We start from the raw sequence: 21,070 nt of genomic DNA, 5'->3' as shown, positions 1-21,070 counted from the left end.
GCGTTCGGCCGCGTCGTGCTCCCCCGTCCGGACGGCCGATCCAGACCGGCGCGGGCCGCCGAAAGGCCCCGCACGCAGCAGGAGCTCGTATGCCCACGCGCAAGAACCTCCGCCTGGTCGCCGCGACGGCCGCAGCCGTCGCACTGACCGGAGGGCTGCTCACCGTCTCGGCGGGGACCGCAGCCGCCGCACCCGCCAAGTACGCCGACGACTTCAACGGCGACGGCTACCGCGACTTCGCCACCGGCGGCAGCGGTTCGGTCACCGTCACGTACGGGACCGCCAGCGGTCCCGGAACCAAGGTCAAGACCTTCACCCAGAGCAGCGCCGGCATCCCCGGCACGGCGGGCGACAGCGGAGGCTACGCCGACATGTTCGGCGACTCCCTGGCGACCGCCGACTTCAACCGCGACGGGTACGCCGACCTCGCGGTCGGCGACGGCTCCGAGAAGGTGGGCAGCCGCGCCGCCGCGGGCGCGGTCACCGTCGTCTGGGGCTCCAAGTCGGGGCTGTCGTCCACCGCCACCCGCATACCGCTCAAGTCCCCCCACGCCGGGTACGAGTTCGGCGCCTCACTCGCGACCGGCGACTTCAACGGCGACGGCAAGATCGATCTGGCCGTCACGGACGTCGAGTCCGTGTACATCTACCGGGGCGGCTTCGCCAAGTCCGGCACCACGGGCAAGGTCACCCGCCACACCCCGGCCCCGGGCGCGGGCAACATGCTCGAACCTGCCGGGCTCGTCGCCGGGAAGGTCACCAAGGACGCCGCCACCGACCTGTACGTCCTCGGCCAGGGCTACCGGAACAACCGGGCCACCTCGGTCGCCTGGTTCCTGCGCGGCGGTTCCACCGTCAAGGCGGGCAAGTTCACCACGTACAACACCTCGTCCCCGAACTACGGCCCCTCGGGCGTGATCGCGGACTTCGACAAGAACGGCTACGGCGACCTCGCGGTCGGCGACCACCCGTACAACAAGGGCGCCGGGGCCGTCTTCGTGCTGCGCGGCGGCTCCAGCGGCCCCACCACCGGCTACCGCCTCACCCAGGCCACCGCCGGTGTCGTCACCGGCGCCACCGGCGGCGACGCGTTCGGCTCCACGGTCTCCGCGGGTGACACGAACCGCGACGGCTACCCGGACCTCGCGGTCGGTGTGCCCGGGGAGAAGATCGGCACCGCCAAGCACGCGGGCGGCGTGCACGTCCTGCGCGGCGGCAAGAAGGGTCTGACGGGTACCGGCTCCCAGTGGTTCAACCTGCAGACCGCGGGCGTCCCCGGCGATGCCACGGAGTACTCCGGGTTCGGCTGGTTCATCCGTCTGCGCGACCTCGACCGGGACGGCGACGCCGACCTCCTGGCCTCCGGGGGCAGCTACGAACAGTCGGGCGTGCTGCTGCCCGGCGGCACCAAGGGCATCACCGCGGCCTCCGCCCGGGTGATCCCGCTGCTCGCCGCGTTCCCGCAGTAGCGGGGGCGGGTTCGACGGCGGAAGGGCCCGGGCAGCCGCTTGCCCGGGCCCTTCCCCGTGACGCCCGCCCCGGACGGCGGGGTCCGCCGCGAGGTCCGGCGGTGCGGGGCTCAGGGGCGCAGGTCGCTCACGACGTCCGTGGTGGCGACGAGGCCGGAGTGGATGGTGGGGGCGAGACTGGAGCCGGCGAGGCAGAAGCCGAGGAGGACGCAGAGGATCGCGTGGGAGACCTTCAGCGACTTCGCCCGGAGCAGGATGAGCGTGATCACGATCAGGAGCAGGACCACGGAGATGGATACCGCCATGGCCGTATGACGTCACAGATCGCCACCGGGGTGGGGGCGACACGCGCGGGAAGGGCCCGGACGCACAAATGTCCGGGCCCTTCCCGTTGCCGTGCCCGGGGCCGATCAGGCCCAGGTGATCAGGCGCTTGGGGTACTCCAGGACCGCCGCGACGTCGGCGAGGACCTTGGAGCCGAGCTCGCCGTCGACCAGGCGGTGGTCGAAGGAGAGCGCGAGCGTGGTGACCTGGCGGGGCTTGACCTTGCCCTTGTGGACCCAGGGCAGCTCCTTGACCGCGCCGAAGGCGAGGATCGCGGACTCCCCGGGGTTGAGGATGGGCGTGCCGGTGTCGATGCCGAAGACGCCGACGTTGGTGATGGTGACCGTGCCGCCCTGCATGTCGGCCGGTGAGGTCTTGCCCTCACGGGCCGTGGCGACCAGGTCACCGAGGGCGGACGCCAGTTCGGGCAGGGTCTTGCCCTGGGCGTCCTTGATGTTGGGGACGATCAGCCCGCGCGGGGTGGCGGCGGCGATGCCCAGGTTGACGTAGCCCTTGTGGACGATCTCCTGGTTGGCCTCGTCCCAGGCGGCGTTGACCTCCGGGTTGCGGCGGATCGCGACCAGCAGGGCCTTGGCGACCAGCAGGAGCGGGCTGACCTTGAGCCCGGCGAAGGCCGGGTCGGTCTTGAGCTCCTGCACGAGCCGCATGGTCCGGGTGATGTCGAAGGTGACGAACTCGGTCACGTGCGGCGCGGTGAAGGCGCTGGCGACCATGGCCGCGGCCGTCGCCTTCCGGACGCCCTTGATCGGGACGCGGGTCTCCAGCGCGCCCGCGGCGGGTGCCAGGGCGGGAGCCGGTACCGCCACCGGGGCGGCGGTGACCTGCGCGGGGGCGACCGGCGCGGCGGTGGGGGCCGCCGCCTTCTGGACGTCCTCACGGGTGATCGTGCCCTGCGGCCCGGTCGGGGTGACCGCGGCCAGGTCCACGCCCAGGTCCTTGGCGAGCTTGCGCACCGGCGGCTTGGCCAGCGGGCGGACCTCGGCGGGGGCGAACCCGGCGTGAGCCGCCGGGGCCGGGGCTGCGGCGGCCGGCGCCGGGGCGTGGCCGTTGAGCTCGCCCTGGACGGCCTGTTGCGCCCCGGTCTGCGCCGGCACGGCGGGCTGCTTGCGCGCCCGGCGCTTGGTCGACGAGGCGGCGACGCCGTAGCCGACCAGCACGGGCTGGCGCTTCTGCGCCGGCTCCGCGGCGGGGGCCGGCGCGGCGGCCGGCTCCGGTGCGGCCACGGCGGCCGGTTCGCCGCCCTCGCCCTCACCGGTGTCGACGGCGATGATCACGGTGCCGACGTCGACGGTCTCGCCCTCGGGGAAGCGCAGCTCGTGCACCACCCCGTCGAACGGGATCGGAAGCTCGACCGCGGCCTTGGCGGTCTCCACCTCGCAGACCACCTGGCCGTCGGTGACGGTGTCGCCGGGCTTGACGTACCACTTGAGGATCTCGGCCTCGGTGAGTCCCTCGCCGACGTCCGGCATCTTGAACTCACGGAAGCGCTGCGGTGCTGCCACTGTCGTCACAACCCTCTCCTCAGAACGCCAGCGATCGGTCGACGGCGTCCAGCACCCGGTCCAGGCCGGGCAGGTACTCCTCCTCCACCCGGGCCGGCGGGTACGGGGCGTGGAAGCCGCCGACCCTCAGCACCGGGGCCTCCAGGTGGTAGAAGCACCGCTCGGTGATGCGGGCCGCGATCTCCGCGCCCATGCCGAGCTGCACCGGCGCCTCGTGCACGACGACCAGGCGGCGGGTCTTCTCCACCGACGCCTGGACGGCGTCGAAGTCGAGCGGGGACAGCGACCGCAGGTCCACGACCTCCAGGCTACGGCCCTCCTCGGCGGCCGCGGCGGCCGCCTCCAGGCAGACCTTCACCATGGGGCCGTACGCGGCCAGGGTGAGGTCGGTGCCCTCCCGGGCGGTACGGGCCTTGTGCAGCGGCGCGGGGATGCCGTCGGTGTCGACCTCGCCCTTGTCCCAGTAACGGCGCTTGGGCTCGAGGAAGATCACCGGGTCGTCGGAGTCGATCGCCTGCTGCAGCATCCAGTAGGCGTCCTGCGGGGTCGACGGGGAGACGACCTTGAGCCCGGCGGTGTGCGCGAAGTACGCCTCGGGCGACTCGCTGTGGTGCTCGACGGCGCCGATGCCACCGCCGTAGGGGATGCGGATGACGACCGGGAGCTTGATCTTGCCCAGGGCGCGCGCGTGCATCTTGGCGAGCTGGGTGACGATCTGGTCGTACGCGGGGAAGACGAAGCCGTCGAACTGGATCTCCACGACGGGGCGGTAGCCGCGCAGGGCCAGGCCGATCGCGGTGCCGACGATGCCGGACTCCGCGAGCGGGGTGTCGATCACCCGCTGCTCGCCGAAGTCCTTGTGCAGACCGTCGGTGATCCGGAAGACACCGCCGAGCTTGCCGATGTCCTCACCCATGAGGACGACCTTGGGGTCGGTCTCCAGGGACTTGCGCAGTGCCTCGTTGAGGGCCTTGGCGATGGTCATCGTTGCCATGGTCAGTGACCCTCCGTGCTGTCGGCGAAGGACGCCTGGTACTCCGCGAACTGGGCGCGCTCCTCGTCGACGAGGGCGTGGCCGTCGGCGTAGATGTTCTCGAAGATCGACATGGGGTCGGGGTCGGGCATGGCGCGCACGGCCTCGCGGACCCGCTTGCCGAGCGCCTCGCTCTCCTCCTCGACACCGGCGAAGAAGGCCTCGTCGGCGATGCCGTCCTTCTCCAGGTAGCTGCGCAGCCGCAGGATCGGGTCCTTGTGCTCCCACTGCTCCCGCTCCTCGTCGAGGCGGTAGCGGGTGGGGTCGTCGGACGTGGTGTGGGCGCCCATGCGGTAGGTGAAGGCCTCGACGAGCATCGGTCCCTGGCCGGAGCGGGCGTGCTCCAGGGCGGCACGGGTGACCGCGAGGACCGCGAGGACGTCGTTGCCGTCGACCCGCACGCCGGGGAAGCCGAAGCCGGCGGCGCGCTGGTAGATCGGGACGCGGCTCTGCTTCTCGGTGGGCTCGGAGATCGCCCACTGGTTGTTCTGGCAGAAGAAGACCACGGGGGCGTTGTAGACGGCGGCGAAGGTGAAGGCCTCCGCGACGTCGCCCTGGCTGGAGGCACCGTCGCCGAAGTAGGCGATGACGGCGGAATCCGCGCCGTCCTTGCTGATGCCCATCGCGTAGCCGGTCGCGTGCAGCGTCTGGGAGCCGATCACGATCGTGTACAGGTGGAAGTTGTTCTCGTTCGGGTCCCAGCCGCCGTGGTTCACCCCGCGGAACATGCCGAGCAGGTTGACCGGGTCCACCCCGCGGCACCAGGCGACGCCGTGCTCGCGGTAGGTGGGGAAGACGTAGTCGTCCGGCCTGGTGGCCCGCCCGGAGCCGATCTGTGCGGCCTCCTGGCCCAGCAGCGACGCCCACAGACCCAGCTCGCCCTGCCGCTGCAGGGAGGTGGCCTCCGCGTCGAACCGGCGGGTCAGGACCATGTCCCGGTACAGACCGCGCAGCTCTTCGGGGCTCAGGTCGATGGAGTACTCACTGTGCTGGACGCGCTCGCCCTCGGGGGTCAGGAGCTGCACCAGCTCCGGCTCGCCCTCACGGCGCTTCGCTCCACCGCGCGTGCCCGTACGGGGCGTACGGGGCTTCGCGGCAGTGCTCTTCACGCTCACGCTTGCTCCTCCGTCTGTCCGGCCCCCGGGATCCGCCGGCGGCCAGTGCGGCTCCTGCCCGACTCGTCGCGGCGCACGGGGTGTGTGCGGCACGGCCGAGCCGGGAGTGTTGGTCGACCCGGCAGGCAGCCCTGCGAAGTGAACGTTACCCACACCTCCCGCTTTCGCGCGAAGGGTGTTCTACCTGCGGTTTTGTTTGGATTTCCTAGTAAATGGGCGTTCTCGCAGGCCACCGGGACAACGGCACGGTATCCCGAGGATCGATTCTTCGTAAGAGGTCGGCGCGGGTCGCGTGTGCAACGCTGAAGTTGTGACCGAAAAGTCGGTAATCACGGTGTTCCTACTGGACGACCACGAAGTCGTCCGGCGCGGGGTGCACGAGCTCCTCGCCGCCGAGGACGGGATCGAGGTCGTCGGCGAGGCCGGCACGGCCGCCGAGGCGCTGGCCAGGATCCCGGCCGTGCGGCCCGACGTGGCGGTGCTGGACGTCCGGCTGCCGGACGGCAGCGGCGTCGAGGTGTGCCGGGAGATCCGCTCCTCGCAGCCCGGCGTCGCGTGCCTGATGCTCACCTCCTACGCGGACGACGAGGCGCTCTTCGACGCGATCATGGCGGGCGCGTCGGGCTACGTGCTGAAGGACATCCGCGCCACCGACCTGGTCGGCGCCGTACGGGACGTCGCCGCCGGCCGGTCACTGCTGGACCCGGTCGCCACCGCCCGCGTCCTGGAGCGCCTGCGCGGCGGCGGGGAACGCCAGGAGGGCCGCCTCGCCGACCTGACCGACCAGGAGAAGCGGATCCTCGACCTCATCGGCGAGGGCCTCACCAACCGGCAGATCGGCGACCGGCTGCACCTCGCGGAGAAGACGGTCAAGAACTACGTCTCCTCCCTGCTCGCCAAGCTCGGGATGCAACGGCGCACCCAGGCCGCCGCCTACGTCGCCCGGCTGCGCAGCGGCGGCTCGCCGGGGCCGGACACGGGAGCGGGGACGGGCCCGGGTCGGTCCGGATCCTGACGGTCCGGATCCGGGCCCCGGCGACCCACGTACCAGTCCGTATGCCGGACGTGGGCTGCTGGCGCATACGTCTTGTATCTATGATGTGCGCATCATGACCCGGAGCCCCGTCGCGACCGCCGGCACCACCGCCGAGCCGGCCGCCAAGCAGCCGCCCGCCGCCGAGCGGGTCTACACGCACGTCAAACAGGCGGTCCTCGACCGCCGCTACGAGGGCGGCACCCTCCTGAGCGAGGGCGAGCTGGCCGAGGCCGTGGGCGTCTCGCGCACCCCGGTCCGCGAGGCGCTGCTGCGCCTGGAGGCCGAGGGCCTGCTGAAGCTCTACCCGAAGAAGGGCGCCCTGGTGCTGCCGGTCTCCGCGCAGGAGATCGCGGACGTCGTGGAGACCCGGCTGCTCGTGGAGCGCCACGCGGTGATGAAGGTGGTGCCTGCCCCACAGCGGCTGCTGACCCGCCTGGAGGAGCTGCTGGACGAGCAGCGCGGGCACGCAGCGACGGGCGACCTGGCCGCCTTCGCGGCGGCCGACCGCTGCTTCCACGCCGAGATCGTGCGCGCCGCGGGCAACCGCATCCTGGCGCACCTGTACGACCAGTTGAGGGACCGTCAACTGCGCATGGGGGTGGCGACGATGCACGCGGAGCCGGGCCGGATCGCCAAGAACGTCGCCGAACACACCGAGATCCTCCACGCGTTGCGCGCGGGGGACGCCGCCCTGGCGGCCACGCTGGTCGAACGGCACGTCAGCTGGGTGAAGCACCTGGCCAGGGGCGAGTGATGGCAGCGAGCGCCACCCCGGCCGGCGAACCGCCCGGCGGCACCAAGGCGGTCGCGGTCTGGAGCATCGGCACCCTCGTCTACACGGTCGCGGTCGTGCACCGCACCAGCCTCGGCGTCGCCGGGATCGACGCCGCGGAGCGCTTCCACATCGGCGCCTCGGCGCTGTCCACCTTCTCCATCCTGCAGGTGCTGGTCTACGCGGGCATGCAGATACCCGTGGGCCTGATGGTCGACCGCCTCGGCACCAAGAGGGTGCTGAGCATCGGCATCGTCCTGTTCACCCTGGGCCAGCTCGGCTTCGCCCTCTCCCACACCTACGGCACGGCCCTGGCCGCCCGCGCCGTGCTGGGCTGCGGCGACGCCATGACCTTCGTGAGCGTGCTGCGGCTGGGCTCGCGCTGGTTCCCGGCCCGCCGCGGGCCGATGATCGCGCAGGGTGCCGCGCTGTTCGGCGTGGCGGGCAACCTGCTGAGCACCGTGCTGCTCGCGCGGCTGCTGCACTCCGCGGGCTGGACCCCCACCTTCGTCGGCACGGCGCTGGGCGGCGCGCTCGTCCTCGTCCTGGTGCTGGCCTTCATGAAGGACCACCCCGAGGGCTTCGCGCCGGCGCCCGCGGAGCACCCCGGACGCGGTTACGTGAAGCGGCAGATCGCCGCCGCCTGGCGGGAGCCCGGCACCCGGCTGGGGATGTGGACGCACTTCACCACCCAGTTCTCCGGGATGGTCTTCCTGCTGCTGTGGGGCCTGCCGTACCTCGTCGAGGCCCAGGGACTGTCCCGCGAGACGGCCGGCACCCTGCTGACGGTCGTCGTGATCGCCAACATGGTCTTCGGGATGCTCTTCGGGCAGATCATCGGCCGCCACCACGGTGCCCGGATGCCGCTCACCCTGGGCGTCGTCGGGGCGACCGCGGTGATGTGGGCGGTGGTCCTGGTCTGGCCCGCGGACCACGCCCCGCTGTGGCTGCTCGTGCTGCTCTGCGTCGTGCTGGGCACCTGCGGCCCGGCGTCGATGATCGGCTTCGACTTCGCGCGCCCGGCAAACCCGCCCGAGCGCTTCGGCACGGCCTCCGGCATCGTCAACATCGGCGGGTTCACCGCCTCGATGGCCGCGCTGCTGGCCATCGGCGTCCTGCTGGACGCCAGCGGCGACGACTACCGGGTGGCGTGGAGCAGCGTGTTCGTCCTGCAGGCGCTGGGCCTGGTCCAGATCCTGCGGCTGCGCGGCCGGGCGGCGCGGCTGGAGCGGCAGCGCATCGCCGTCAGCCGCGTCGAGAGCGTCCACGTCCCCGCGGGGACATGAACGCTCCCCCCGGCGTCACTGTGTGACGGCGATGTTCGCCAGGATCGCGGCGGCCAGCGCCTGGTCGCCCTCGGTCTTCAGCCGGCCCTCCACCGCGTGCGCGCGCGTACGCCCGCAGCTCAGCCGGACGAAGGTCTCCCAGTCCAGGGTCAGCGTGACCGCGGGGCCGAGCGAGACGCTGCCGTCGATCGTGCCCTGGCCGTCGGTGTCGACCCGGACCGTCCGCATGAACTCCAGCTCGCCGTGGACGTCGAACACCACGGCGGAACCCGCCGGGGCGCCCGCGCGCTCGGCGACCACCTTGGGCAGCTCGGAGAGGATGTGGTCCCGGGCGACGACCGCGCCCGGGGAGTCGAGGTTGCCGGGCTCGCCCAGCGCCCGGCGCAGGTCCTGCTCGTGCACCCACACGTCGAAGACCCGCCACTGCAGCAGCCCCTCGAGGGTCATCTCCCTGCCCATGGGGCCGCGGACGGTGTCCTGCGCGCCACGGGTCTCGTTCCGCAGCTGCCGGGACCGGCGGATGATCGTGTAGTCGAGCTCGCCGACGACCTCGGGCGCGGTGTGGTGCCGTCGCTTGTCGACCGGCACCTCCACGTAACGGGCGTGCTCCGTGGTCATGTGCCGCAGGTCGCTGGGGAGCGTGTGGATCGGCCGGGGATCGCCGAGCAGCTCGCACTCGAACCCGATCACGTGCGACACGATGTCGCGCACGGACCAGTACGGGCACTCGGTCGGCCGGTTCCAGGCGCCCGCCGGAACGGGGCGGACCAACTCGGCTATGGATTCTATGGAGTGGGTCCAGGCGTCGATGTACGGCTGGATCTGGCTGTGGACGGTGCCGGTCACGGGACCCCTCGACGGTCGGGCGCGGTCGTGGTGTGCGCCTTAAATTACGCTGCGCAGTGACACCACGGGAGTGCTTTCGTGTGACGATCGTAGGCCCGCAAGAACATGCCGAACTCATGGGCGGTGGTACTGTGCGCGTTTCCCTGCTCCAGATCGACGTCGACCCCGGCGAAGCGGTGGACGCCCGGCGTGAACGGGTCGCGTCGCTCGTCCGCGGACAAGCCGGGTCGGACCTGGTCGTCCTGCCCGAACTGTGGCCGGTCGGCGCCTTCGCCGCCGATCTTTTCCAGCCAGAGGCCGAGCCGCTCCAGGGCCCCACCGCGCAGGTGATGAGCGCCGCCGCGCTCGACGCGGGCGTGTGGCTGCACGCGGGCTCGATCGTCGAGCGCGCCCCCGACGGCGCGCTGTACAACACCTCGCTGCTCTTCTCCCCCGACGGCGAACTGCGCGAGACCTACCGCAAGATCCACCGCTTCGGCTTCGACCAGGGCGAGGCCGTGCTCATGCACGGCGGCGACCGCGTCGTCACCACCGACGTCCAGGGCGTCCCCGTGGGCCTGGCCACCTGCTACGACCTGCGTTTCCCCGAGCAGTTCCGGCTGCTCGTCGACGCGGGCGCCACCGTCGTCCTGCTCCCGGCCGGCTGGCCCGCGCGGCGCCGCGAGCACTGGACCCTGCTGGCCCGTGCCCGCGCGATCGAGTCGCAGGCCTACGTGGTGGCCTGCGGCACCGCGGGCACCCACGCCGGGGTGGAGCTGGCCGGGCACAGCCTCGTCGTCGACCCCTGGGGCGCCGTCCTCGCCGAGGCCGGACCGGGCGAAGAGGTCATCACCGCCGACCTCGACCCCGGCCTGGTGGCCAAGACCCGGACGGACTTCCCGGTGCTGCGCGACCGCGTGCTCGGGCTGCCGGTGCCGGATTCGGCCGGTTGAGGCGGTATGGCCCCATCAGGGACCATCGGCCCCGGAGGTGGGGGCGGAGTGCTCTGCGCCTGCGGGGGGCCGGCCCGGCAAGGTGGTTCCCATGGAACTCGAGGGGCGCGCTGCGCTGGCGCTGCTGGGAAAGGTCCGGTACGGGCGGCTGGCGCTGACGCGGGGGGCCCTGCCGTACATCGCCGTGGCCCGGCACGTCGTCGCCGACGGCTCCGTGCTGATCCGCACCGACCGCTCATGGGGCGTGGACGGCACGGTCGTGGCCTACCAGGCGGACGACGTCGAAGCGGGCTGGGCGGTGCAGTTCCTCGGGACGGCACGCGCCTTCCATCCTTCGACGGCGCAGCGGGCGCTCTTCGGCACAGATCGTCAAAACGATACAAGCCGGGAGCCGGGCCATGTGTACGTACGTCTCGACCCGCGAGTCCACCACCGGAATGATCTAGCATCTGCCTGGTGATCGGGAGTTCGGCGACGGCGCCGCCCTCCGCCGGGACACTGGACACCCTGCTGCGCCGATACACGGACGCCGGCGCCCCGCTGTCCTGCGAACCCGTTGCCCAGGGCCTACTGAACCGGGGATTCCGGCTGGCCACCACCAGCGGCCGCTACTTCCTCAAGCTGTACGTCGACGGCGCCACCGCCGACTCCGCCGTCATCGCCCGCCAGCACCGGACGACTCAGCGGCTGGACGAGGTGGGCCTGCCCGTCGCCTCCCCGGTGCCCGACGCCGACGGCCGTACCGTCGCCGTGGTCGGCGGCCGCTGCTTCGCGCTCTACCCGTGGGTGGAGGGGCGGCACCGCGAGGGCGGCGAACTCACCACCGCCGACTCCCGCCGCCTGGGCGCCTTGCTCGGTCTCGTCCACACCACCCTGGCCCAGGTGCAGCCCGCCCCCGAGCCGGGCCGGCACGCCAGCGCCGACCCCGAACTGACCTACGCGCTGATCACCGCGCTGCTGCGGCGGGTGCGCGCCAGCGCCCCGCGCGAGACCTTCGACGAACTGGCCGAGCACCGGCTGCTGGAGCGCCGCGCCCTGCTGGAACGTCACGCCCACCGCCGCCCGCCCGACGCGGCCGGCCCGGTGTCCGGCTGGGTGCACGGCGACTTCCACCCGCTCAACCTGCTCTACCGCGAGGACGAACCCGTCGCCATCGTCGACTGGGACCGGCTCGGCGTGCAGCCGCGCGCCGAGGAGGCGGTACGGGCCGCCGTGATCTTCTTCGTGCAGCCCGGCGGCGCCCTGGACCTCGACAAGATCCGCGCGTACGCCCGGGCCTACCGCGCCGCCGCGGGCGTATCCGGGGACGAACTGGCCGCGGCCGTGCACCGGGTGTGGTGGGAACGGCTCAACGACTTCTGGATGCTGCGCTGGCGCTACGTCCTCGACGACCGCAGGACCGACCCCCTCTTCCCGGCCTCGTCCGCCCTGGTCGTCTGGTGGACCGCGGCGTACGAGGCCGTGCTGGAGGCCTTCACGGGCTGACCCGGCGGTGGGCGGCCGGTCAGCCGCCCGTGAGGCCGCCGTCCGCGGCGCCCTCGGTGCCGGCCGTGCCGCCGGACACGTCCCCCGAGGTCCCCTCGGTGCCGCCGGTCTCGGACGCGGTCGGCGTCGGCGTGGGCGGCGCGGAGGTGGCCGGGGTGCTCGGCTTCTGCGTCGGCGTCACGGGGGTCGAGGGGGCCTGCGAGGTCGGCCGCGTGTAGGAGGGGCTCGGGGTGTACGAGGGCTGCTCCGAGACGCTGCCGCTGCTGTCCTGCGTACCGCCCGTCGAGTCGTCCTGGGTCGGCTGCGACGTCGGCTTCTCCGGCTGTGACCGAGTGGGTGTCACCTTCTCCGCCGGGGGCGTCTTGTCGCCGGTCTTGGAGACGGCAAAGTAGATGCCGAGCGCGACCGCGAGCACCGCCGCGATCACGAACAGCACGGGCTTCACCCACCGCCCGCCGCCGTGCGGGGGCCGTCCGTCGTCGTAGCCGTGGCCGCCGCCGTCACCGCCGGGCGGGCCGAGCAGCAGGGGCGGCTGCAACTCCGCGGTGGTGTGCGGGTGCTGCTGCCCGTACTGCGGGGGGACGCCCATCGGCGCGGTCGGGGCGGCGTTCGCCACGGGCACGTAACCGGTGTTCCAGGTGCCGGTGTGACCGCCGCGCTCGCTCAGCATGGCCAGCGCGTACTGGACGACGCCGCGCATCTCCTCGGCGGTCTGGAAGCGGTCGTCCGGTTGCTTGGCCAGCGCGTGCAGCACCAGCCCGTCCAGCTCCGGCGGCACCCGGTCGCTGAGCTCGGAGGGCGGGCGCGCCTCGTCCTGGACGTGCTGGTAGACCACCGACAGCGGGGTCTCACCGGTGAACGGCGGCCTCAGCGCCAGGAGTTCGTAGAGCAGGCAGCCCGTCGCGTACAGGTCGGAGCGGGTGTCGACCGTCTTGCCGAGCGCCTGTTCCGGCGACAGGTACTGCGGGGTGCCCATGACCATGCCGGTCTGCGTCATCGTGGTCGAGGCGCCGTGCAGCGCCCGCGCGATGCCGAAGTCCATCACCTTCACCGCGCCGGTGTTGGTGATGATCACGTTCGCCGGCTTGATGTCCCGGTGGACGATGCCGTGCGCGTGGCTGTAGGCCAGCGCCTCCAGCACGCCCGAGACGATGATGAGCGCCTGGTCGACCGGCGGCGGCTCGTCGGAACCCACCAGCAGGTCGCGGATCGTGCGGCCCTCCACGAGTTCCATCACGATGTAGGGCACGGTGCCGCCCGGCGTGACGTCCTCGCCCGAGTCGTACACCGCCACCACCGCATGGTGGTTGAGCCCGGCGACCGACTGCGCCTCGCGCGTGAAGCGGGCCTTGGACACCGGGTCCTCGGCGAGGTCGGAGCGGAGCAGCTTGACGGCCACCGTCCGCCCCAGGCGCACGTCCTCCGCCGCGAAGACCTCGGCCATGCCGCCGCGTCCGAGACGCCCGGTCAGCCGGTAGCGGCCGTCGCCCACCAGGCCCGCGGCGCCCCACAGCTCGGGCGAGTCGGGCACGCCCCGGCCGTCGGCAGAGGGCTCGTCAGGGCCCCCGGCGGCTGTCGTCTGTGCCATCAGTCCTCGCCGTCGATCGTCGCCGTACAGGGTCCTCCAGCGCACCACGCTACCGCGTTCCAGGACGGACGCGCTCCCGTGGCACCCGTGCCCCCGATGAAGGGATTCATACGCATCCGGTGACGAACAGGTCAACGAACTTGACCTGTCCAGGCCGTCCGGCAGACTGGGCGGTCAGGATCGGGGCAACTGTCTTGTGCGTACGCGCGGTGCGCCCAGGGGGATCGTCAAGGGGACGGGTACGGATGAGCGGGGACGGCACGCGGGGCACTCATTCGGGGCGTTCGGTCGGCAACGGTCGCTACGTCCTCCGCGACCTGCTGGGCCAGGGCGGCATGGCGGCCGTGCACCTGGCACACGACACGGTGCTGGACCGGCCGGTGGCCGTCAAGACGCTCCACACCGACCTCGGCAGGGAACAGTCGTTCCGCGAGCGGTTCCGGCGCGAGGCGCAGGCCGTCGCCAAGCTCAACCACACCAACATCGTCTCGGTCTTCGACTCCGGCGAGGACACCGTCGACGGCGCGCTCGTGCCGTACATCGTCATGGAGTACGTCGAGGGCAAGCCGCTGCGCGAGGTGCTCGACGAGGACATCGCGCAGTTCGGGGCCATGCCCACCGAGAAGGCCCTGAAGATCACCGCGGACGTGCTCGCGGCGCTCTCCGAGAGCCACAGCATGGGCCTGGTCCACCGCGACATCAAGCCGGGCAACGTGATGCTCACCAAGCGCGGCGTGGTGAAGGTGATGGACTTCGGCATCGCCCGCGCGATGCAGTCCGGCGTCTCGTCGATGACGCAGACCGGCATGGTGGTCGGCACCCCGCAGTACCTGTCGCCGGAACAGGCACTGGGACGCGGCGTGGACGAGCGCTCCGACCTGTACTCAGTGGGCTGTCTGCTCTTCGAGCTGCTCACCGGACGGCTGCCCTTCGACGGCGACTCCCCGCTGTCCATCGCCTACCAGCACGTCCAGGAGCTCCCGCCGGCCCCGTCGGCGCTCAACCGGGCGGTGCAGCCGGGCGTCGACGCGCTCGTCGCGCGGGCCCTGAAGAAGAACCCCGCCGAGCGCTTCCCCACCGCCGACACCATGCGCGACGAGGCGGAGCGGGTCGCCGCGCCGGCGCGCGGCGCCGGGACCACACCGCTGATCATCGGCGGCGGACCGCGCCCGCGCGGCCGCGGCGAGGAGGTCTCCTCCGCGGTCTTCCCGCCGGTGCAGGGGGACCTGCGCACCCCGCCGCCGAACGTGCAGACCCCGTACCAGGCCCCGGCCCCGGCTCCTTACCCGCGGCCCCAGCCGCAACCGCAGCCGCAGCCGCAGCAGCGCTGGGGCACAGCAGGTCAGGGCGGTCCCGCGCACACCCCGCCGCCCGGCCCGGGCCCGGCCTACGGCTATCCGCAGAACGCCCCGCACGCGCCCCATCAGACCCACCAGCCCCATCCACAGGCCGTGCAGCAGCACGCCACCCCGCCCTACACGATGCGCCCGGGCACCCCGGCGGGCGGCGGCCGCAGGGGCGGCGGCGCCTCGACGGCGGTCGTCGCCATCGGCGCCACGGTCGCCGTGATCGCGGTGGTCGTGGTCGTCGTCATCGCGATGTCGATGGGCGGCAAGGGCGATACGGGGGACACCGGCGGCACCCCCACCTACGACTCCCGGGGCAACGCCTCCGCCACCGCCCGCGAGGAGACCCCCTCGCAGCCGGCGGGTGACGAACCCGCGCCGGGCGTCAGCCAGGCCGACCAGACCCGCACCATCGACGCCTCGCGCTGCACCGAGGCCACCAAGAGCTACCTGGGCGACGACCCGGACGCCGTGGTGATGCCGGACTTCTTCACCAAGTACGTCGACTCCGTCAAGTCCTGCATGGACGCGGCCGGTTGGGAGTACGAGGTCAAGTACCGCAACGAGCAGATCTACGGGAAGGGCGCGGTCGTCGACCAGAAGCCCAAGACCTACACCGCGCTCAAGCCGGAGAAGGACAAGATCACCATCTGGGTCTCCACCGGCCAGGGCGGCTGACCCGCCCCGGGCGGGCCCTCGCGGCGACGACGGAGGGGCAACGACGGACGGCGGGTGACCCCTTGGGTCCCCGCCGTCTGTACCTACGCGTACGTACCGTCCGGATGCCGACCGCTCACAGATAAGGGCCGGTGCGCGCCCCGCCCGGGGCGTGCCCCTCCTCGTCGCCCTCGTGGCCCACACCGGGCGGCAGCGCACGGCGCATCTGCTCCAGCTGGGCGCGGGCGGCCATCTGCTGCGCGAACAGGGCGGTCTGGATGCCGTGGAAGAGGCCCTCCAGCCATCCCACCAGCTGCGCCTGGGCGATCCGCAGCTCGGCGTCGCTCGGCACGCCGTCCTCGGCGAAGGGCAGCGAGAGCCGCTCCAACTCCTCGACGAGCTCGGGGGCGAGCCCCGCCTCCAGCTCCTTCACGGAGCTGTGGTGGATCTCCTTCAGGCGCGCCCGGCTCGCCTCGTCCAGCGGCGCCGCCTTGACCTCTTCCAGGAGCTGCTTGATCATGCTGCCGATCCGCATGACCTTCGCGGGCTGTTCGACCATCTCCGTCACGGGCACCTCGCGCTGCTCGTCTCCTTCTCCGGCGCGGCCGGCGTGTCCGCCGCCGCCGAGGGCCATCCCGTCCGGGCCGACGACCAGGACCTGCGGGCTCTCCTGCGACCGTTCGTTCATCGGCATCTCCATGCCGCCATTGTCGCGCACCGTCGCCCCTCCGGGATTTGTGCCCCCCGCCGCCCCGCGCTACCCCTCCCGCGCGGCACTCGTCCGCCTCGGCCGGGCCTGACCGGTGCGCGACCCGGACGTGTGCGCGGCCGGTGGACGTGCCGGGGACCCGTGTGCGGGGGGCGGGCGACGTCAGCGGCCACGGCGCAGCCGCAGGCCGAGGAAGCCCAGACCCAGCCCGATCAGCACCAGCCCCGCACCGAGCGGCAGCACCTCCAGCACCCGTCCCACGGGCGCCCGGACGGCGGCCGGGCCCTGGTCCTGCGGTTCCTCGACGTGGACGGGGAGCGTCGCGGAGGGCCGGCCGTCACCGTCGCCCGGGGTCGCGGGCGGCTCCGCCCGCCCCGGGTGCCTGCGCCCCTCGCCGGCCTCGCTGCCGGCCGGCCCGGAGGACGCCGCCGGATGGGGCGGGGGCGGCGCGGCCGCGCCGGTGACCAGGAGGGCGACCCCGGTCACCGTCGCCGCCACGACCACCTTCCGCAACTCCATGCCTTCAGCGTCACACGGAGCGTCATGGGCGGCCAGTCGTGCCCACCGGGCCCGTACCGGCCGTCCGGCGGCGGCTCAGACCGTGAGCAGCACCTTGCCGACGTGGGTGCTGGCCTCGACCAGCCGGTGCGCCTGCGCCGCCTCGCTCATCGGCAGGGCGCGATCCACCACCGGGCGCACCACGCCGGACTCCAGCAGCGGCCAGACGTGCTCCCGCACCGCCGCCACGATGGCCGCCTTCTCCTCCAGTGGCCGTCCACGCAGTGACGTCGCGGTGATCGCGGCCCGCTTGGCCAGCATCTTGCCGAGGTCGAGCTCGCCCTTGACGCCGCCCTGGAGCCCGATGACGGCCAGCCTGCCGTTGACCGCGAGGGCGTCGACGTTCCGGCCCAGGTACTTCGCGCCCATGATGTCGAGGATGACGTCGGCGCCGCCGAACGCCTCCCGCACCTCGGCCGTGAAGTCCTGCTCGCGGTAGTTGATCCCGAGGTCCGCGCCCAGCTCGCGGCACTTCGCGAGCTTGTCCTCGCTGCCCGCGGTGACCGCGACCTTGGCGCCGACCGCCTTGGCCAGCTGGATCGCCATCGTGCCGATGCCGCTGGAACCGCCGTGGACCAGCAAGGTCTCGCCGGGGCGCAGGTGGGCGACCATGAAGACGTTGGACCAGACGGTGCAGACGACCTCGGGCAGGGCCGCGGCCTCGACGAGCCCCACGCCCTTGGGCACCGGCAGCAGCTGACCGGCGGGGACGGCCACCTTCCCGGCGTAGCCGCCGCCCGCGAGCAGCGCGCACACCTCCTCGCCCACGGTCCAGCCGCTCACCCCCGGGCCGAGGGCGGCGACGCGACCCGAGCACTCCAGGCCCGGGTAAGGGGACGCACCGGGTGGCGGGTCGTAGAAGCCCTGCCGCTGCAGCAGGTCGGCACGGTTGACGGCGGTCGCGGCGACCTCGACCAGCACCTCGCCCTCGGCGGGTACGGGATCGGGGACCTCGGCCCAGACGAGCGCGTCCGGGCCGCCGGGTTCGGGGATGGTGATCGCATGCATGGGGCCGACGCTACCCCTGCGGGACGTGCGACGGGTCGTCCTGACTCGTCCTGTGGATGACGATGAGCCGATCGGTCAACTGCAGGGGGCTCGCCTCGGGGTTGTCGTGGTCGAGCATCCGGTGGCCGCGCTTGACGACCACCACCAGGTCGGCGACCTCCCGCGGATCGAGCCCGGCCTCTGCCTTGGTGACGGGACGCTCGATCAGGTCCAGCCCGCTGCCGTAGGTGATCAGCTCCTCCATCACCTCGCCGGCGCTCGGGCTGAGCATCGACATCCCGAGCAGCCGGCCCGCCGCGCCGGAGCTGGTGACGACGGCGTTGGCACCGGACTGGCGGAGCAGCGGGGCGTTCTCCTCCTCGCGCACGGACGCGACGATGTTGATCCGCTTGCTCAACTGGCGGGCCGTGAGCGCCACCAGGACGGCGGTGTCGTCCCGTTGCGCGGCGATGATCAGCTCCTTGGCCCGCTGGATCTCCGCACGCAGCAGGACGGCGTTGCGGGTCGCGTCACCGGTGACGCCCGCGAACCCGGCGGCGACCGCGGACTCCACCGCCTTGGGGTCGGGGTCGACCACCACGATCTGCTGGGCGGGCACGCCGTGCCCGGTCAGCGTCCTGGCCGCGGAACGTCCCTTGGTGCCGTATCCGACGATGACGGTGTGGTCGCGCACGGTGGACCTCCAGCGCTGCTGCCGATACTGCTCGCGGGTGCGCTCGGTGAGCACCTCCAGAGTGGTGCCGACGAGGATGATCAGGAAGAGCACGCGAAGCGGCGTCACCAGGAGCACATTGGTCAGCCGCGCGCTCGGGCTGTACGGGACGACGTCGCCGTAGCCGGTGGTGGAGAGGGTGACGGTGGCGTAGTAGACGCAGTCCAGCAGCGACATCGAACCGCCGGCGTTGTCGTGGTAGCCGCCCCGATCCAGGTACACGATCAGCACGGTGAGCACCAGGACGAACAGCGCCATCAGCAGCCGCCGGACGACCTGGCGCAGTGGGCCGACGGGGCTCTTGTGGGGCAGGTGGACGACGTCGCCGTCCGCCCACCCGGTGGTGCGTCCGCGGCCCGCGTCCCTCACAGCCGCCCCCAGCCCGTCTCCAGGACGGCCGTACGGTCGCCCTTGACGGCTCCGCCGGGCGGGATGACGGCCATGCCGTCGGCCGTCGCGATGCCGCGCAGCATGGCGGGACCGCTGAAGTGCAGCGGGGCCGCCTGCGACTCCTCGTCCACGACCACCGGCACCAGGCGGGTGTCGGTGGGGTGGCCGTGCACGTCGCCGGTCAGCCGCGCCTCGTACGCCACAGGGGCGGGGCGGCCCGCGAGCGCGCGCAGCAGGGGGACGGCCAGGGTCAGCACCCCGGAGACCGCCGCGAGCGGGTTGCCCGGCAGGCCCACCAGGCGGCCGCCACCGGGCAGTTCGGCCAGCAGCATGGGGTGACCGGGGCGGACCGCAACGCCGTCGACGAGCAACCGCGCGCCGATGCGCTCCAGCACGGGGTGGACGAAGTCCACCGGGCCGCCCGCCGTGCCGCCTGTGGTGACGACGAGATCGGCGGTGGACGCGGTGACGGCGTCCTGCAGCAGGCCGGCGTCGTCCTTGAGCCGCCGCGCGCGAACCGTGCCGGCCCCGAGCGCGGTGAGCCATGCGGGCAGCAGCGGGCCGAGCGCGTCCCGCACCCGTCCGCCGCCGGGGGCGCCGGCGTCCAGCAGCTCGTCGCCCAGGACGAGGACCTTCACCGAGGGCCGCGCGGTGACGGTCAGTTCGTCGTAGCCCGCCGCCGCGGCCAAGCCGAGCACCGCGGGCGTGACCAGCACGCCGGCCGTCAGCAACTCGTCGCCGCCACGGCACTCCTGGCCGCGGGGCCGCACGTCCTGCCCGGGCCCGGGACCGCCCCGCGTGGCGTGCAGGTGCCCGTCGGCGGTGACGCGTCCGTGCTCCCGGCGCAGCACCGCCGTCGTGCCGGGGGGCAGTGCGGCCCCGGTGGCGATGACGGTCGCGTGGCCGTCGAGCAGCGGGGCCGCGGAACGCTGCCCGGCCAGGACGCTGCCTTCGGTGCGCCACGGGCCGGGGCCCGCGACGGCCCAGCCGTCCATCGCGGAGGTGTCGAAGGCGGGCAGGTCCGTGAGCGCGGTCAACGGCTCGGCCAGCGCGTGCCCCAGAGCGGCGCCGAGCGGCACGGACAGCCGTCCCAGCGGTCCCGCGGCGGAGCCTGCGATGTGCCGCGCCCGCGGCCACGGCAGGTCGTGGTGCCCGCCGTGGGCGCCGGCCCGGGTCCCGCCGTGGGTCCCGTGGGGACGGGGGAGGGACGACCGGGAGCCGTCGGCGCCGGTGCCGCCGGATGATGGCTGCACGGGGTCGTACCGCCCGGTGGCCCGCCCGTTGGCCAGGGCGAGCGCCGCGGCCAACTCGTCGTCGGCGGCGTCCCCGGCACCGGTGTCGCGGGCACCGCCCGCCGCACCCGGCAGGTTCATGCGCCCGGGTCCCCGCTCTCCGCTTCCTTCGCCCACCGCTCGGCCAGCGCGGCGGCGCGCCTGACGGCCTCCGCGACGGCCTGCTCGCCGCCGCCCGCCGTGGCCGCCGCGTAGCCCACCAGGAAGGTGGTCAGCGGCGCGGCAGGGCGGTCGACGCCGTGCGCGGCGTCCCGGGCGAGATCGAGGAGCATACGGATGTCGACGTCGAGGTCGATGCCGAGTTCGGCCTTGGCTGCGGTGATCCATTCATCCAACACGCCCCCATGCTCCCTGATGCGGGCCCGGGCTGTGGAGAGGTCGTCCCAGGTGTCGCAGTCGAAGGAGGCCTGCCCGGTGGGGTCGGGCAGCCTCCGCAGGGCCAGTTCACCGGTGAGCAGACGCAACGGCAGCCCGGCGAGGGTCCCGTGCTCGGCGGCGATCAGCGCCAGGTGCTGGCGCAGCGCCTCCGTGCGGTAGGCGGCCGCCAGCGTCTGGTCACGGCCGTCGGGATCGGTGAGCACGACCCCGTCCTCGCCCTGCCCGCCGCGCAGCGAGGTGAGCAGCGCGCCCACCGTCGCACGGGAGAGGAACGGCAGGTCGGCGGCGAGCACCAGCACGACGTCCGCGGTGACCTCGCGCAGCCCGGCGGAGAGCGCGGGCAGCGGGCCCCCGCCCGGTGGTTCCTCGCGGGCCCAGGCCACCGGGCGGACGGTGGGGCGGCGCGGGCCGACGACCACCGTGGTGGCCGCGCCCGCGCACGCGTCCAGGACACGGTCGATCAGCGCGCGCCCGGCGACCGGCAGTCCCGGCTTGTCGGCCCCGCCGAGGCGCCTCGCGGCGCCGCCGGCGAGGACGACCGCGTCGTAGGGCTGCTCGTGCGGCGAACGCGGCGAGGGGTGGTCACGCGGCTCACCTGGCTCCGGAGTCAT

General features: G+C 73.2%; 20 protein-coding genes. 8 read left to right on the top strand and 12 right to left on the bottom strand.

Going from position 1 to position 21,070, the window contains the following annotated elements; translation table 11 throughout:
* The first annotated feature begins 89 nt into the window (after positions 1 to 89).
* Positions 90 to 1,469, top strand: a complete 1,380-nt coding sequence (locus PV350_RS16255; RefSeq protein ID WP_499512827.1) for an FG-GAP and VCBS repeat-containing protein — start codon at positions 90 to 92, stop codon at positions 1,467 to 1,469.
* A 110-nt stretch (positions 1,470 to 1,579) separates the two neighbouring features.
* Here the strand turns inward: PV350_RS16255 and PV350_RS16250 are convergent, their stop codons facing one another.
* From PV350_RS16250 to pdhA, 4 genes are all read right to left on the bottom strand, one after another.
* The gene (locus tag PV350_RS16250; protein WP_499512828.1) at positions 1,580 to 1,774 is read right to left on the bottom strand and encodes a hypothetical protein; all 195 of its coding nucleotides are present in this window, start codon (positions 1,772 to 1,774) and stop codon (positions 1,580 to 1,582) included.
* 105 nt (positions 1,775 to 1,879) lie between these two features.
* On the bottom strand, positions 1,880 to 3,283 hold the full coding sequence (locus tag PV350_RS16245; RefSeq protein WP_499516886.1) for a dihydrolipoamide acetyltransferase family protein: 1,404 nt from the start codon (positions 3,281 to 3,283) through the stop codon (positions 1,880 to 1,882).
* Positions 3,284 to 3,335: 52 nt separating this feature from the next.
* A complete protein-coding gene (locus tag PV350_RS16240) occupies positions 3,336 to 4,310 on the bottom strand; it encodes an alpha-ketoacid dehydrogenase subunit beta (RefSeq protein ID WP_499512829.1) in 975 nt (324 codons plus the stop codon).
* 2 nt (positions 4,311 to 4,312) lie between these two features.
* Positions 4,313 to 5,464 (bottom strand): pyruvate dehydrogenase (acetyl-transferring) E1 component subunit alpha, encoded by a 1,152-nt coding sequence (gene pdhA, locus PV350_RS16235; RefSeq protein ID WP_499512830.1) that lies wholly within the window; start codon positions 5,462 to 5,464, stop codon positions 4,313 to 4,315.
* A 310-nt stretch (positions 5,465 to 5,774) separates the two neighbouring features.
* Here pdhA and PV350_RS16230 point away from each other — a divergent pair, with 310 nt between their 5' ends.
* From PV350_RS16230 to PV350_RS16220, 3 genes are all read left to right on the top strand, one after another.
* Complete coding sequence (locus PV350_RS16230; RefSeq protein ID WP_499512831.1) at positions 5,775 to 6,479, top strand: response regulator; 705 nt, start codon at positions 5,775 to 5,777, stop codon at positions 6,477 to 6,479.
* Positions 6,480 to 6,573: 94 nt separating this feature from the next.
* A complete protein-coding gene (locus PV350_RS16225; protein ID WP_500334472.1) occupies positions 6,574 to 7,254 on the top strand; it encodes a GntR family transcriptional regulator in 681 nt (226 codons plus the stop codon).
* Positions 7,254 to 8,558, top strand: coding sequence for an MFS transporter (locus tag PV350_RS16220; RefSeq protein WP_500334470.1), 1,305 nt, complete (start codon positions 7,254 to 7,256; stop codon positions 8,556 to 8,558). Before PV350_RS16225 ends, PV350_RS16220 begins: the two co-directional genes overlap by 1 nt.
* A gap of 15 nt (positions 8,559 to 8,573) precedes the next feature.
* Here PV350_RS16220 and PV350_RS16215 read toward each other — a convergent pair whose 3' ends face one another.
* A complete protein-coding gene (locus PV350_RS16215; protein WP_499512834.1) occupies positions 8,574 to 9,404 on the bottom strand; it encodes a maleylpyruvate isomerase family mycothiol-dependent enzyme in 831 nt (276 codons plus the stop codon).
* Positions 9,405 to 9,535: 131 nt separating this feature from the next.
* On the opposite strand from PV350_RS16215, the gene PV350_RS16210 reads away from it, so the two are divergent.
* From PV350_RS16210 to PV350_RS16200, 3 genes are all read left to right on the top strand, one after another.
* A complete protein-coding gene (locus PV350_RS16210) occupies positions 9,536 to 10,336 on the top strand; it encodes a carbon-nitrogen family hydrolase (protein ID WP_499516887.1) in 801 nt (266 codons plus the stop codon).
* 91 nt (positions 10,337 to 10,427) lie between these two features.
* Positions 10,428 to 10,796 carry a PNPOx family protein gene (locus PV350_RS16205; protein WP_499512835.1) on the top strand — a complete coding sequence of 123 codons (369 nt, stop codon included), beginning with the start codon at positions 10,428 to 10,430 and terminating at the stop codon, positions 10,794 to 10,796.
* Positions 10,793 to 11,821 carry a phosphotransferase gene (locus tag PV350_RS16200; RefSeq protein WP_499512836.1) on the top strand — a complete coding sequence of 343 codons (1,029 nt, stop codon included), beginning with the start codon at positions 10,793 to 10,795 and terminating at the stop codon, positions 11,819 to 11,821. The genes PV350_RS16205 and PV350_RS16200 overlap by 4 nt, the downstream gene beginning before the upstream one ends.
* Positions 11,822 to 11,840: 19 nt before the next feature.
* Here the strand turns inward: PV350_RS16200 and PV350_RS16195 are convergent, their stop codons facing one another.
* On the bottom strand, positions 11,841 to 13,409 hold the full coding sequence (locus tag PV350_RS16195; protein ID WP_500334467.1) for a protein kinase domain-containing protein: 1,569 nt from the start codon (positions 13,407 to 13,409) through the stop codon (positions 11,841 to 11,843).
* A gap of 245 nt (positions 13,410 to 13,654) precedes the next feature.
* Here PV350_RS16195 and PV350_RS16190 point away from each other — a divergent pair, with 245 nt between their 5' ends.
* Positions 13,655 to 15,433: a Stk1 family PASTA domain-containing Ser/Thr kinase gene (locus PV350_RS16190; RefSeq protein ID WP_500334465.1), complete on the top strand. Its 1,779-nt coding sequence runs from the start codon at positions 13,655 to 13,657 to the stop codon at positions 15,431 to 15,433.
* A 115-nt stretch (positions 15,434 to 15,548) separates the two neighbouring features.
* On the opposite strand, the gene PV350_RS16185 is transcribed toward PV350_RS16190, so the two are convergent.
* The 6 genes from PV350_RS16185 to PV350_RS16160 all read right to left on the bottom strand — a co-directional run bounded on the left by PV350_RS16185 (position 15,549) and on the right by PV350_RS16160 (position 21,070).
* Entirely contained in the window at positions 15,549 to 16,112 is a 564-nt protein-coding gene (locus PV350_RS16185; RefSeq protein ID WP_499512839.1) for a bacterial proteasome activator family protein, read from the bottom strand.
* 171 nt (positions 16,113 to 16,283) lie between these two features.
* Positions 16,284 to 16,640, bottom strand: coding sequence for a hypothetical protein (locus PV350_RS16180; protein WP_499512840.1), 357 nt, complete (start codon positions 16,638 to 16,640; stop codon positions 16,284 to 16,286).
* 75 nt (positions 16,641 to 16,715) lie between these two features.
* On the bottom strand, positions 16,716 to 17,687 hold the full coding sequence (locus tag PV350_RS16175; protein WP_499512841.1) for an NAD(P)H-quinone oxidoreductase: 972 nt from the start codon (positions 17,685 to 17,687) through the stop codon (positions 16,716 to 16,718).
* Positions 17,688 to 17,697: 10 nt separating this feature from the next.
* Positions 17,698 to 18,768: a potassium channel family protein gene (locus PV350_RS16170; protein ID WP_499512842.1), complete on the bottom strand. Its 1,071-nt coding sequence runs from the start codon at positions 18,766 to 18,768 to the stop codon at positions 17,698 to 17,700.
* The gene (locus PV350_RS16165) at positions 18,765 to 20,162 is read right to left on the bottom strand and encodes a molybdopterin molybdotransferase MoeA (RefSeq protein WP_500334462.1); all 1,398 of its coding nucleotides are present in this window, start codon (positions 20,160 to 20,162) and stop codon (positions 18,765 to 18,767) included. Before PV350_RS16165 ends, PV350_RS16170 begins: the two co-directional genes overlap by 4 nt.
* Positions 20,159 to 21,070, bottom strand: coding sequence for an NTP transferase domain-containing protein (locus tag PV350_RS16160; protein WP_499512844.1), 912 nt, complete (start codon positions 21,068 to 21,070; stop codon positions 20,159 to 20,161). The genes PV350_RS16165 and PV350_RS16160 overlap by 4 nt, the downstream gene beginning before the upstream one ends.

The sequence above is a fragment of the Streptomyces sp. PA03-6a genome, from assembly GCF_033792765.1.
GTDB lineage: Bacteria > Actinomycetota > Actinomycetes > Streptomycetales > Streptomycetaceae > Actinacidiphila.
This window is presented reverse-complemented; position numbering and strand designations above follow the sequence as displayed.

What these genes read in the sequence shown, in the direction of transcription:
- PV350_RS16250 (WP_499512828.1), bottom strand. Translation starts at nt 1,774, where the DNA reads ATGGCGGTATCCATCTCCGTGGTCCTGCTCCTGATCGTGATCACGCTC.
- PV350_RS16190 (WP_500334465.1), top strand. Translation starts at nt 13,655, where the DNA reads ATGAGCGGGGACGGCACGCGGGGCACTCATTCGGGGCGTTCGGTCGGC.
- PV350_RS16195 (WP_500334467.1), bottom strand. Translation starts at nt 13,409, where the DNA reads ATGGCACAGACGACAGCCGCCGGGGGCCCTGACGAGCCCTCTGCCGAC.
- PV350_RS16160 (WP_499512844.1), bottom strand. Translation starts at nt 21,070, where the DNA reads ATGACTCCGGAGCCAGGTGAGCCGCGTGACCACCCCTCGCCGCGTTCG.
- PV350_RS16240 (WP_499512829.1), bottom strand. Translation starts at nt 4,310, where the DNA reads ATGGCAACGATGACCATCGCCAAGGCCCTCAACGAGGCACTGCGCAAG.
- PV350_RS16185 (WP_499512839.1), bottom strand. Translation starts at nt 16,112, where the DNA reads ATGGAGATGCCGATGAACGAACGGTCGCAGGAGAGCCCGCAGGTCCTG.
- PV350_RS16220 (WP_500334470.1), top strand. Translation starts at nt 7,254, where the DNA reads ATGGCAGCGAGCGCCACCCCGGCCGGCGAACCGCCCGGCGGCACCAAG.
- PV350_RS16175 (WP_499512841.1), bottom strand. Translation starts at nt 17,687, where the DNA reads ATGCATGCGATCACCATCCCCGAACCCGGCGGCCCGGACGCGCTCGTC.
- PV350_RS16245 (WP_499516886.1), bottom strand. Translation starts at nt 3,283, where the DNA reads ATGCCGGACGTCGGCGAGGGACTCACCGAGGCCGAGATCCTCAAGTGG.
- PV350_RS16180 (WP_499512840.1), bottom strand. Translation starts at nt 16,640, where the DNA reads ATGGAGTTGCGGAAGGTGGTCGTGGCGGCGACGGTGACCGGGGTCGCC.
- PV350_RS16225 (WP_500334472.1), top strand. Translation starts at nt 6,574, where the DNA reads ATGACCCGGAGCCCCGTCGCGACCGCCGGCACCACCGCCGAGCCGGCC.
- PV350_RS16255 (WP_499512827.1), top strand. Translation starts at nt 90, where the DNA reads ATGCCCACGCGCAAGAACCTCCGCCTGGTCGCCGCGACGGCCGCAGCC.
- PV350_RS16165 (WP_500334462.1), bottom strand. Translation starts at nt 20,162, where the DNA reads ATGAACCTGCCGGGTGCGGCGGGCGGTGCCCGCGACACCGGTGCCGGG.
- PV350_RS16205 (WP_499512835.1), top strand. Translation starts at nt 10,428, where the DNA reads ATGGAACTCGAGGGGCGCGCTGCGCTGGCGCTGCTGGGAAAGGTCCGG.